This is a genomic window from Sulfitobacter sp. SH22, from assembly GCF_965641905.1.
Lineage (GTDB): Bacteria > Pseudomonadota > Alphaproteobacteria > Rhodobacterales > Rhodobacteraceae > Sulfitobacter.
Window position 1 is genome coordinate 2,962,064 of the sequence record NZ_OZ282573.1, and the last position, 12,948, is coordinate 2,975,011.

General features: G+C 57.5%; 9 protein-coding genes. 8 read left to right on the forward strand and 1 reads right to left on the reverse strand.

Translation table 11 applies throughout. From position 1 onward, the window contains the following. The first annotated feature begins 52 nt into the window (after nt 1-52). The 8 genes from regB (at nt 53) to trxA (ending at nt 11,930) form a co-directional block, all read left to right on the forward strand. Nucleotides 53-1,444 (forward strand): sensor histidine kinase RegB, encoded by a 1,392-nt coding sequence (regB, locus tag ACSQ13_RS16535; protein ID WP_176250334.1) that lies wholly within the window; start codon nt 53-55, stop codon nt 1,442-1,444. A gap of 93 nt (nt 1,445-1,537) precedes the next feature. Next, entirely contained in the window at nt 1,538-3,052 is a 1,515-nt protein-coding gene (locus tag ACSQ13_RS16540) for a PAS-domain containing protein (RefSeq protein WP_295508127.1), read from the forward strand. Nucleotides 3,053-3,102: 50 nt separating this feature from the next. After that, a complete protein-coding gene (gene tsaE, locus ACSQ13_RS16545) occupies nt 3,103-3,573 on the forward strand; it encodes a tRNA (adenosine(37)-N6)-threonylcarbamoyltransferase complex ATPase subunit type 1 TsaE (RefSeq protein ID WP_295508130.1) in 471 nt (156 codons plus the stop codon). Next, nucleotides 3,570-4,574, forward strand: a complete 1,005-nt coding sequence (locus ACSQ13_RS16550) for an aminoglycoside phosphotransferase family protein (protein WP_435988256.1) — start codon at nt 3,570-3,572, stop codon at nt 4,572-4,574. Before tsaE ends, ACSQ13_RS16550 begins: the two co-directional genes overlap by 4 nt. After that, nucleotides 4,550-5,242, forward strand: coding sequence for a nucleotidyltransferase family protein (locus tag ACSQ13_RS16555; protein WP_295508136.1), 693 nt, complete (start codon nt 4,550-4,552; stop codon nt 5,240-5,242). Before ACSQ13_RS16550 ends, ACSQ13_RS16555 begins: the two co-directional genes overlap by 25 nt. Next, nucleotides 5,235-8,198 (forward strand): double-strand break repair protein AddB, encoded by a 2,964-nt coding sequence (addB, locus tag ACSQ13_RS16560; protein ID WP_295508137.1) that lies wholly within the window; start codon nt 5,235-5,237, stop codon nt 8,196-8,198. Before ACSQ13_RS16555 ends, addB begins: the two co-directional genes overlap by 8 nt. Further along, a complete protein-coding gene (gene addA / locus ACSQ13_RS16565; RefSeq protein WP_295508140.1) occupies nt 8,195-11,572 on the forward strand; it encodes a double-strand break repair helicase AddA in 3,378 nt (1,125 codons plus the stop codon). The genes addB and addA overlap by 4 nt, the downstream gene beginning before the upstream one ends. 37 nt (nt 11,573-11,609) lie before the next feature. Continuing rightward, nucleotides 11,610-11,930 carry a thioredoxin gene (gene trxA, locus ACSQ13_RS16570; RefSeq protein WP_176250328.1) on the forward strand — a complete coding sequence of 107 codons (321 nt, stop codon included), beginning with the start codon at nt 11,610-11,612 and terminating at the stop codon, nt 11,928-11,930. A 50-nt stretch (nt 11,931-11,980) separates the two neighbouring features. On the opposite strand, the gene ACSQ13_RS16575 is transcribed toward trxA, so the two are convergent. Then, on the reverse strand, nt 11,981-12,889 hold the full coding sequence (locus tag ACSQ13_RS16575) for a hypothetical protein (RefSeq protein WP_295508142.1): 909 nt from the start codon (nt 12,887-12,889) through the stop codon (nt 11,981-11,983). Between the last annotated feature and the right edge of the window lie 59 nt (nt 12,890-12,948).

Consider the following 12,948-nt stretch of genomic DNA (forward strand, 5'->3'; position numbering starts at 1 on the left):
ACCTACGCTTGTGTCCTATCTATGCAATGTATCAAGTTGAAAAGATGCGCCAATGACGCAGGCCACAATTACACCCTTGGGCGATCGTACCCGGGCGAACTGGATCAGACTGCGCACAATGATCGTGCTGCGGTGGGTTGCCATCGCCGGACAGTTAACCGCGATAACCGTGGCAGAACGGCTGTTTGGCCTCCAGCTTGAGCTTGGGCTTTGCTATCTGGCTATTGGTGTGTCCGTTGTGGGCAACCTGGTCGCGATCTTTGTATTCCCCGAAAACAAGCGCCTGTCAGAGCGTGAAAACCTGTCGATGGTGCTGTTCGACCTGCTGCAACTGTCGTTTTTACTGTTTCTGACGGGCGGGCTGCACAATCCGTTCTGCTTGCTGCTTTTGGGTCCGGTCACCATTTCAGCAACGACACTTAGCCTGCGATCAACGGTGATTTTGTGCACCACCGCAATCGTTCTTGTCAGCCTGTTGTCGCTGTATCATTTGCCGCTGAAAACCCAGACTGACGGGGTGTTGGTGATCCCGGGTATCTTTGTTTTCGGCCACTGGGTCGCGCTTGTCATCTCGATCCTGTTTTCGACCGCTTATTCCCGTCGGGTTACGACCGAAATCCATTCCATGTCGGACGCGTTGGTTGCCACACAGATGGCACTGGCGCGTGAACAGAAGCTGACCGATCTGGGCGGGGTGGTCGCCGCCGCCGCGCACGAGCTGGGCACCCCGCTGGCAACGATCAAACTGGTCAGCGCAGAGCTGCTGGATGAATTGCAAGACAACCCCGAACTTGCCGAAGATGCCGCGTTGATCCGCGATCAGGCCGATCGGTGCCGCGATATTTTGCGCGACATGGGCCGCGCCGGAAAAGACGATTTGCATCTGAGGCAGGCACCGCTCAGCGCCGTGATAGAAGAGGCCGCTGAACCGCATAAAGACCGTGGAAAAGCGATCGAGTTTTCATTCGGGAAAACCGCAGGTCCGGCGCAAGAGCAACCTTCTATCCTGCGCAAACCCGAAATCATTCACGGTCTGCGCAATTTGATTCAAAACGCCGTCGATTTTGCCGATAGCACAGTCTGGGTCGAAGCGAATTGGACAGATACCCAGGTTTCAGTCCGCATTTTCGATGATGGCAGGGGCTTTCCTCCGCATCTTTTGGGCCGGATCGGTGACCCGTTGATGCGCAGACGCAGGTCACAGCAGACCTCGGCCGAGCGTCCCGAATACGAGGGGATGGGCTTGGGGTTGTTCATTGCGAAAACCCTGCTGGAACGGTCGGGCGCTGAGCTGAGCTTTGCCAATGGATCAGACCGCGCATCACGTGCAGACCGGCGCAGGCTTGGCGCGGTGGTCGAGGTCGTTTGGCCCCGTCGCAAGATTGATGCCGTGTGGGGAGAAACCCAAATCCCGCAGGGCGAAAATATGCCCATCGTTGTCTAGGATCGTCGCGGGCAAACCTCACGTCGGTCAAAAATTAACCATTAGTTAACATTTGAACCGCAAACATTCCGCTACAGTCACAAGGAATGTCGCGTGATCGATCCAATCGATTTCATTTTGATGATATGTTTCGCCATTGTTTCTGGCGGACTTGCCCTTGGCTGGATCAACAGCCCGACAAAACACCAAAATCCACATCACAAAACCGCCGCTGACGATCAGGTTTATCATTTTGATCACGGGGTTTTGCAGTACACATCCGAAGGGACCCGAAATCTTGTACCGCTCGAAGCCGGATTTCACGAATGGGACGATCTGCGCGAAAAAATACTGGACCGCTTTACCCTTTTTCCAAAACAGCCAAGACTGGAAGGTGCGGGCAGCCTGACCCTTGAGGCAATTGACCTGAACGGGCCAACGCAGATCCATATCAGTTGGGACAATGGCCTCAGCAGGGTCCAGTTTCTTTGCCACGAGGATCACCAGCATGCAGAAGCTTCTGAAAGCAGGATTTTATCCAACGGATTGACCGCCTCTTTGACAGTCCCCGTGTGGCAAGCAACCAAAGACGGCACAGTGCTTTGGTGGAACCCCGCCTACGAAGAATTACATGCGCGGATATTCCCGAACGAAGCTGTCGAGGAAACGCCGCTGTTTACGCCCGAAAGCGCTGCATCATCCCAGCGCGTTTCCCTGCGCGATACCGTTTCAGGCAAGAAAGAATGGTTCGATGTCCAATATCGCGAGGTTGACGGGATGTTAAACTTTCAGGCCATTTGCATCAGCAACCTTGTCCATGCCGAAGAAGCGCAACGCAATTTCGTGCAAACCCTGACCAAGACATTTGCGCAACTGTCTATTGGTCTCGCCATTTTTGATCGCAACGGTCAGCTTGCCCTGTTCAACCCTGCGCTGGTCGATCTTACCGGTCTGCGGGCGGAGTTTTTGAGCGCGAGACCAGCCTTGCAAACCTTCTTTGACCGTCTGCGCGAAACCCGCAAAATGCCCGAACCAAAGAACTATGCCGATTGGCGCACCGCAATCTCTGAACTGGTCAACGCGGCCCATGATGGCAGGTACGAGGACATCTGGTCGCTGGATTCAGGCCAGACCTTTCGCGTAAAGGGGCGCCCGCACCCCGACGGGGCCACCGCATTTCTGATCGAAGACATCAGCGCCGAGGTCAGCCTGACCCGCAATTTCCGCGCCGAGCTTGAGCTGGGGCAATCCATGCTGGACACATTGGACGATGGCATTGCGGTATTTTCCGGCACCGGCATTCTGACATTTTCCAACACGGCCTACCAAAATCTTTGGAAAGTCGACCCAAATACCAGCTTTGCCGATATTACGATCCACGATGCGATCCAGGATTGGAAACGAAAGGCCGCTGAGAATCCGATGTGGTTTGAAATTGAAAATTTCGTGCGCAGTTTCGCAGACCGCAAAAGCTGGAGCATCCCAGTCTATCTGACAGACGGCACCCATATGACCTGCATGATTTCTCCGATTGTTTCAGGGGCGACCCTTATCAGGTTTCACATTATCAAACCCCCCGATGTGGTTGTCCCCCTCAAGCCCTTCCTTGGCTTTCCGCAAGACAGCTAAGCACCGCTTTCACCTTGCAGCGCACCTGCCTGGCCAAGTAGCTTGGGCATATGTCTGACCACACCCTTACCCTTGAGCTGCCAGATGCAGACCACACCAGCCAAGCCGCCCGTAGCCTGGGTGCTGCTTTGGCGGCTGGCGATACAATTTTGCTGACCGGCGATGTCGGGGCGGGCAAAACCCATTTCGCGCGGTCCCTTATCCAGTCGCTGCTGACCGCCCCCGAAGATGTGCCTTCGCCGACGTTCACCCTTGTGCAAACCTATGACACATCCGCCGGCCCGGTTTGGCATGCGGATTTATACCGCCTGACCTCAACATTCGAGATCGAGGAACTGGGCCTTTCAGATGCGTTCGAGGATGCGATTTGTCTGGTGGAATGGCCGGATCGTCTGGGGCCGCTCAAACCTGAAAATGCGTTGGAGATCACGTTGACGACAACCGGCGACGACGGCCGCGTTTTGACGGCAAGCTGGGACGCCGACAAATGGGGCCCGAAATTGAAAAGCTGGCGCAAATGACACCCCGCACCACCGCAGCACAAGATTTTATCAAAACCGCAGGATGGGGCACCGCCACGCAATCCTTGGTGGCTGGCGATGCATCAAACCGCCGCTATGACCGGCTGACACAGCCCGATGGCACCACGGCGATTTTCATGGATGCCCCTGCCGACAAGGGCGAAGACGTCAGACCCTTTGTGCGTATTGCCAAGTTCCTGATCCTGAACGGGCTCAGCGCCCCGCGCATTCTGGCACAGGATACTGAAAACGGGTTTTTGATCATCGAAGACTTGGGCGATGCGCTGTTTGCACGGTTGATGGTCGACACACCCGACATGACCGCCCCGCTTTATACTGCCGCCACCGACATGCTTGTGGCCTTGCACAACGCCCCACCGCTGGAATTGCCCATCTGCAATTCCGACTGGCTGGTGAGTATGACCGATCTGGCCTTTGGCTGGTATGCAAACGACGAAACCGCATTCGCCGGTTTTGATGCCCTGTTCCGGCCACTGGCCCGGCGGCTTGATCAGGCCGCCCGCGTTGTGATCCTGCGGGATTTCCACGCCGAGAACCTGCTGTGGCTGCCCGACCGGAAAGGCGTTGCGCAAGTCGGTGTGCTTGATTTTCAAGACGCGCTGCTGGGGCATCCGGCCTATGATCTGGTGTCGATCCTTCAGGACGCCCGCCGCGACGTTCCACCCGCGATCGAAGCCGATATGATTGCGCATTACACGAGCGTCACAGGCACAAAGCCTGATGCTTTCAAAAACGCCTATTCCGTTCTTGGCGCGCAGCGCAACCTCCGCATTCTGGGGATTTTCGCGCGGTTGTGTCTGCGGGATGGCAAGGCGCATTATGTTGATTATATCCCGCGGGTCTGGGGCTATTTGCAGCGCAACCTTGATCATCCCGATCTGGCTGAACTGGCCACGTTTCTGGGCAAGACCCTGCCCTATCCCAGCCCCGATTTCCTTGAGGATTTGAAAGCACGATGCGCAACACACCCCACGCCGTGATGATGTTTGCCGCTGGCTTTGGCACGCGGATGAAACATCTGACACATGACCAACCCAAACCGATGGTCAAGGTCGCGGGGCGGCCCCTGATTGATCACGCGCTGGATCTGGCAACGGGTATTGCTCAGGATCGCATTGTCGCGAACCTGCATTACAAACGCGAACCCTTGCTGGCCCATCTTAAGGGGCGCAATGTTCAAACCATTGTTGAACATCCCCAGATCCTCGAGACGGGCGGCGGATTGCGCAATGCATTGCCGTTGTTGGGGGATGATCCGGTTTTCACCATGAACACCGATGCGATCTGGGCCGGACCGAACCCTCTGGCGATGCTGCTAGACGCCTGGAACCCCGACCTCATGGATGCCCTGCTGATCGGAATTCCGACAGATCAGGCTGTGGGCCATTCCGGCAAGGGTGATTTCATACTGGGGCAAGACGGGCAGCTTTCCCGGGGAGCCGGGGTGATTTATGGCGGCGTGCAAATCATCAAAACCGGCCTGTTAGAGACTATTCCAGATCAGGCATTTTCCCTGAACCTGCTGTGGGACAAGATGCTGGCCAAAGGCCGCATGTACGGTATCAGCTATACGGGGCAATGGTGTGATGTCGGCCACCCCGAAGGGATCACCCTTGCGGAAACCATGCTAAGGGATGCCAATGTTTGAGCCCTCTGACACGCCACGTATCTTTGGCCTCGCCCCCGGTGTGGATTTCCCCCAAGAGCTGCTGAACGGCCTGCTTGACCGGTTGAACGGCCATCCCCCCCAAGCGATCGGGCGGATTGATCTGGTTGTTAACACCCGCCGGATGCAGCGCCGCCTGCGCGAGCTTTTCGACAAAGGCCCCGCCAGCCTGCTGCCGCGCATTCATCTGATTGATAACCTTGATACCCTGTCGTCCGGCATCGCCCTTCCCCGCCCCAGCCCGGCGCTGCGGCGACGGTTGGAACTGATCACGCTGGTTTCAAAACTGCTGGATCAAGCGCCCGAATTGGCCCCGCGCGCATCGCTTTATGACCTGTCCGACAGTCTGGCTGGCCTGATCGACGAAATGCAGGGCGAAGGCGTCCCGGTCGAGGCGGTCACCAATCTGGATGTCAGTGACCAGTCGGGTCATTGGGAACGCGCTAAGCAATTCCTGGACATCGCCCATCGTTATCTTGGGGAAAGCGTCACCCGCCCCGACCCGCGCGCGCGTCAGCGCCAAGTCGCAGCGCAACTGATTGCCAGCTGGGCAGAAACACCACCCCAACACCCCGTGATCGTTGCGGGGTCAACCGGATCACGCGGGACATCCGCCCTGTTGATGCAAGCGGTTTCGCGGTTGCCGCAGGGCGCTATCATCTTTCCTGGTTTTGATTTCGACATGCCCGGCAATGTCTGGACAGATCTGGGCGACGATCAGGAAAAGCTGTCGCAGGATCATCCGCAATACCGGTTTCGCGACATGTTGCGTGCGCTTGATATGTCGCACAGGCATGTCACCGCCTGGACAGACAGGCAGCCCCCGTCGCCCGAACGCAATGCCTTGGTTTCCTTGTCACTGCGCCCTGCCCCCGTCACCCACGTCTGGCTTACCGAAGGGCCCAAATTGCCGGACCTTCAGGCCGCGACCCAAGGGCTGACGCTGATCCAGGCCCCGACCCCCCGCGCCGAAGCGATTGCGATTGCGCTGCGCTTGCGGAAAGCCGTCGAAGACGGGCAGACCGCTGCGCTGATCACGCCGGACCGGATGTTGTCGCGGCAGGTCACATCGGCGCTGGACCGCTGGAATATTGTGCCCGATGACAGTGCCGGATCGCCCTTGCACCTGTCGCCCCCCGGCCGTTTCCTGCGCCACATTGCCGATCTGTTCGTGCGCAAGCTGGATTCAGAGGCGCTGCTGACCATCCTGAAACATCCGCTGACCCATAGCGGCGGCGACCGTAACCTGCATCAGCTCAACACCCAGCGGCTGGAATTGCAGCTGCGCCGCGACGGTCTGCCCTATCCTGACGCCGAAGGCATCCTGCGGTTGGCGCGCAAATCGGTGGCCAGATCGCCGGACCCTGATCAAATGGATGTCTGGGCGACCTGGGTCGGCCAAAGCTTTGCCGATCTTGAGGGCACGGGCGACGGCCCTCTTGAGGCGTGGGTGGCGCAGCATCTTAGCCAGGCCGAAACAATCGCCAACGGATCAAACCCCACAAGGGAAAGCCGGCTGTGGCACCATACGTCGGGCGAAGAAGCCCGCAAGGTCATGACCAATCTGGCGGAAAATGCGGAATATGGCGGTGACATGTCTGCGTCGGACTATGCCGATCTGGTCGGTGCCCTCCTGCAAAGCGGCGAGATCAGGGAACGTGATGCACCGCACCCCCATGTGATGATCTGGGGCACGATGGAGGCCCGCGTTCAGGGTGCCGATCTGATCATCATGGGTGGTCTGAACGACAGTACCTGGCCCGAGGCACCGCCGCCAGATCCGTGGTTGAACCGCCAGATGCGGCTAAAGGCCGGATTGCTGTTGCCCGAACGGCGCATCGGGTTGTCTGCGCATGATTACCAGCAATCCATCGCCGCGCCCGAAGTCTGCCTGACCCGCGCCATCCGGTCGGACGAGGCTGAAACCGTGCCATCCCGCTGGCTGAACCGCCTGGGCAACCTGCTAAACGGCTTGCCCGATCAGGGGGGCGATGCGGCGTGGAAGGCGATGATCAAACGCGGCGATCACTGGCTTGAACAGGCTCGCGCCCTTGAAACGGTGACCCGCGTCGCCCCTGCTACGCGGCCTTCGCCACGGCCACCACGTGCTGCGCGGCCCCATGCCTTGTCAGTGACGGAAATCAAGCGACTGATCCGCGACCCTTACGCGGTTTATGCCAAACACAGCCTGAAACTGCGGGCCCTTAATCCGCTGGTTCAATCGCCTGATGCCCCAGTGCGCGGCATCATCGTTCACGAGATCATGGAGCGGTTCATCAAATCCGTATCCGCAAACCCTGCAAATCTGACGAAATCCCACTTGTTAGAGACTGCCGCGCAGGTTCTGGAAGTCGAAGCCCCCTGGCCTGCCGCCCGCGTCATGTGGCTGACCAAAATTGAACGCATCGCGGATTGGTTTGTGGAAAACGAGATCAAACGCCAAAGCTATTCCAGCCCCGCCGCCTTTGAAAAAGCCGCTAAGGGCAGCCACAGCTTTGCCGATCTTGGCTTTACCCTCACCGGCTTTGCCGACCGGATCGACCGGACGGATGATGGTGAGATCCTGATTTATGATTACAAAACCGGCGCACCGCCCAGCAAGGCCGAACAAAAAGCATTTGATAAACAACTGCTGCTTGAGGCCGCGATGGTCGAGGAAGGCGGCTTCAAACAGATCGGTGTCGCCCGTGTTGCCAATGCCGCCTATATCGGGCTCGGCAGCAATCCGGTTGAGCTTTCTGCCCCGCTAGAGGAAGAGCCCCCGCACGAGGTTCTGGCCAAGCTGCATGCGTTGATGACCAGCTATTTGTCGGATGATCAGGGGTTCACATCGCGCCGCATGGTGAAAACCACCGATTTCGCAGGTGATTACGATCAGCTTGCCCGTTTTGGCGAATGGGATGGCACGAATGACCCCGTTCCAGAGGATCTGACATGACATCGGAATTTGATGATGCAACCCGCGCGCAAATTGATGCCGCCCGGCCCGATGCGTCAACATGGTTGGGTGCGAATGCGGGGTCCGGCAAGACACGGGTGTTGACCGACCGTGTCGCACGTCTGCTGTTGAACGAAGTCGAACCACAGCACATTTTGTGCCTGACCTATACCAAGGCCGCCGCGTCAGAGATGCAGAACCGGTTGTTCAAACGCTTGGGCGCTTGGGCGATGCTCAAGGATAATGATCTGCGCGCGTCATTGGCTGAACTGGGCGTGACCGATGCCTTCACCCCCGAAAAGCTGCGCATGGCACGCACGCTGTTTGCCCGCGCGATTGAAACCCCCGGCGGGCTGAAAATTCAAACGATCCACTCGTTCTGCGCCTCTTTGCTGCGACGGTTTCCGCTTGAGGCCGGGGTAAGCCCGCAATTCACCGAAATCGAAGACCGCGCTGCTGATCTGCTGCGGGCCGAGATCGTGGATAAAATGGTCGAAGGTGATGACGCGGAGCATGTGATTGCTTTGGCCCGGCATTACACCGGCGAGGATTTCAGCAAGCTGACCAGCGCCATTGTCGGCGAACGCGAAGGGTTCGAGTTGCCGCTGGCCTGGGGTGACGTGCTGGCGCTGTTTGATCAAGCCCCTGACCTGACCCCCGAAACCATCGCATCGTCGGTATTTTTGGGATCAGAGGCCGCCATCATCGACGAGATGATCGCCGCCATGAAAGACAAATCCGTCACCGACCAGAAAAACGCGGAAAAGCTGCGGTCGATTGGCGCGCTCGACATCACCGCCCTGCCCGTTCTTGAGGGGGTCTTTCTAACCGGCGGTTCAGCCGCGTCACCGTTTACCGCGAAAATTGGCACCTTGCCAACCAAGGCCACACAAAAGGTTTTGTCGCATATCATGCCACAGATCGACGATCTGATGGCGCGGGTTGAAACTGCCCGTAATGCGCGGCTTTCGCTTAAAGCGGCGCAAAAGACGTTTGTTCTGCACCAATTCGCCCATGCGTTCCTGAAACGCTATGCGCTTGAGAAACAAAAACGCGGCTGGCTGGATTTCGACGATCTGATCCTTAAAGCGCGGGCATTGCTGACCGACCCCACCGTTGCTGCATGGGTTTTGTACCGCATTGATGGCGGCATCGACCATATTCTGGTGGACGAAGCGCAAGACACCAGCCCGCGTCAATGGGACGTGATCGAACGGCTGACAGACGAATTTTACAGCGGCGATGGTGCCAACGAGGGCGATGCGCGCACCTTGTTCGTCGTGGGCGATAAAAAGCAGTCGATCTATTCCTTCCAAGGGGCTGACCCACGGGAATTCGATCACAAGCAAACCCTTTTTGAAGGTAAGATCACCGATGCCGGACAGGTATTCCAACGACGCAGTCTGGATTATTCGTTCCGGTCGTCATCGGCGATTTTGCAACTGGTCGATACCAGTTTCATCCCCCATGCCAGCGCCGGCTTTGCAGCAGATAGCCAACATATTGCGTTCAAATCCGCCCTGCCCGGCCGTGTTGATCTATGGCCTTTGGTCGAAAAATCAGAAGAGCCGGATGATCGCGAATGGTCCGATCCCGTCGACCAGCAATCGGGTCACCATCACACGGTCGTGCTGGCGGATAAAATCGCGGCGCAGATCAAAACCCTGATCGAAGGGGATCATTATCTTCCTGTCGATGCGGAAACACCGGGCGGGTTTGAACGGCGGCGCATTCGGGCGGGTGATTTCCTGATCCTTGTCCAGCGGCGCAGCGCCCTGTTTTCCGAGATCATTCGCGCCTGCAAAACCGCTGGCTTGCCCATTGCGGGTGCGGACCGCCTGAAGGTTGGTGCCGAACTTGCGGTCAAGGATCTGGCGGCGCTGCTGTCGTTTCTGGCCACACCCGAAGACAGCCTGTCACTGGCCACGGCGCTGAAATCGCCCTTGTTCGGGTGGTCCGAACAGATGTTGTTCAAGCTGTCGCACTACCGGACCCAAGACCACCTTTGGCAGGCTTTACGCGATAATCCTGATTACCCCGAAACCGTCGAAATCTTGCGTGATTTACGCGACAAAGTTGATTTTCTGCGGCCATATGACCTGATCGAGCGGATTTTGACGCGTCACGAGGGACGGAAAAAATTGCTGGCGCGTTTGGGACCCGAGGCAGAGGACGGCATTAACGCGATGCTTGCCCAGGCGCTGTCTTATGAACGCGGCGCGATCCCCAGCCTGACCGGGTTTCTGGTGTGGATGCAGACCGACGACCTCGAGATCAAGCGCCAGATCGACAATGCCTCTGACCAGATCAGGGTGATGACGGTGCACGGCGCAAAGGGGCTTGAGGCACCGATCGTGATCCTGCCCGACACCGGCAAACGCAATCTTGTGATCCGCGACGAGATTATCAAAATGGGCGAAACTCCCGTTTGGAAAATGTCGGATACCGATATGCCGAACGCCATGCGCGCAGCGCTTGAGGCACGCAAAGACCGGGAACGCGACGAGCGGTTGCGGTTGCTCTATGTGGCGATGACGCGGGCGGAAAAATGGCTGATCGTCGCCGCCGCCGGTGAGCTGCCAAAGGATGACAGCAGTTGGTACCAGATGATCGGTGCTGCAATGGGTCAGGCCGGCGCTGCACCGATTGGAAAGAACGGGAAACTGCGCTTTGAATATGGTGATTGGGATGGGCTGCCCATTCGGGACCAACGGTTTGAGACGCCAAAGCGCCCCTTATTAGAGCCTGTTTTCCTCGAAAAACTCGACAAAGTTCCGCAGCGTTTCGCAACGATATCACCCTCTAACCTCGGGGATGCCAAGGCGCTTGCCGGCGAGGACGGGATGACCGAAGCAGAGGCCAAAGCATATGGCAACCTTGTCCACAAACTGCTTGAAACCATGCCCGCCTTGCAAAGCGATCTGTGGGATGACCAGCTGCGCAGCATCAGCGACGGCTATGACCCCGCAATAGCCAACCGCACCCTTCAAGAAGCTGTGGGCGTGATGACCAAGCCAGAGATCGCACATATCTTTGCGCCTGATGCCCTGGTCGAGGTGCCGGTTACCGCGACGATCCCCCTGGGTCGCATTCACGGAACGATTGACCGGTTGCTGGTGACCGATACCGACGTGCTGGCGATTGATTACAAGACGAACCGCGTTGTGCCGACCACGCCTGCCGCCTGCCCCGGTGGGATTTTGCGCCAGATGGGTGCTTATGCCGCAGCGCTGGCGCAGGTATTCCCAAACCACCGTATTCGCACTGCAATTTTATGGACGCGGGGTGCGACCTTGATGGAACTGCCCGACGATCTGATCACAAATGCCTTGTCCCGCGCTGTCGATCTTGACGAAGTCACGGCGGCTACATAGGTTCCCACTCTAATCATTCCTTGTGCAGGAGAGCATCATGGCCACGGTCGCAGTCACAGACGCAACATTCGACGCTGAAGTTAAAAATTCCGATATCCCCGTTGTGGTGGATTTCTGGGCAGAATGGTGTGGCCCATGTAAGCAGATCGGCCCATCGCTGGAGGAGCTTTCTGCTGAGATGGACGGCAAGGTAAAGATCGTCAAAGTAAACGTTGACGAAAACCCCAACAGCCCAGCGCAAATGGGTGTTCGCGGCATTCCGGCCTTGTTCATCTTTAAAGGTGGCGAAGTTGTTTCGAACCTGTCCGGCGCACGCCCAAAAGGCCAGATCCAAAGCTGGATCGAAGAGTCGATCTAAACCTGATCTGAGTTCAGTTTTTCAAAGGGCGTGCCGGAAACGGTGCGCCCTTAATCTATGGGCCAGTCAAATCGCCGGAACCGCGCGGCGATCTTGCCATAAACATCATCCCGCCCTGCGTTGATGCTTTGGTCTTGCCAGAACCAGTACAGGTATTTCGCATAGTCAGGGCGATGGGTTTGTACCTGGGCAAAGCTGTCTGCCAGCCTGTCCATATCTGCGCGCACGGCAATGTGGTGAAAATCAATATCGCCAAACAGCAGCGCCGGTTTGCCAAAGAAATATCCGGCAAAGGCAACGCTGGAATTCTGGCTGACAACGTAATCACAGGTTTGCAGCAGCGGGATCATATCACCCACATCCACGCGCAAACGCGGGTATTTCCGCTCCAGCGCCTCAAGCGCGGCAATTTCGGTATCGGTATAGGTTTCGGTCGGGTGGATCGTCGCAATCACCTGACGGGTTTTGTCATGGGCCAGACAGTGTTCGACCATCGCGATCGGACTGCACGACTGGAAAGACCGATGCTCGGTCAGGTGCCCTTGCAGGGGAATATAGACAAAACCGTCACGGGACGTGGTTCGGGGGGCATTCTGGTACTGGCGCTTTTGCCAGAACTCATAGAATTGCGCAGCCTCTGGCCCAGAAATCAGCGCCGGATCGAATGCAGATTTGGCAACATCCCATTCCCAGCGCTGGGCCGACCCGTCAATTTGCCAGAACGGGTATTCATAGACGCGCCGGAATACCAAGCCACGCTTTTCCGGCGGCGGCTTCATATGGCTTAAAACATAGGTGTCGTTGCTGCGATCTGTATCGCCATGGTCGCGATATTCGACCCTGAACCCCGCAGATTCCAGCACAAACGCCATTTTTGCGATGAACGGATGCTCACCCAAGGCCGCCGCCTGTCGCAGGTCTGGTTCGAGGTGAAAATGCAGATGATGTGCGTCGCTCATAGGGGCAGGCTAGCCTTGGCAAGTCTGTGCCACAAGTGGCGGCACCCTTGTCCCCCGCG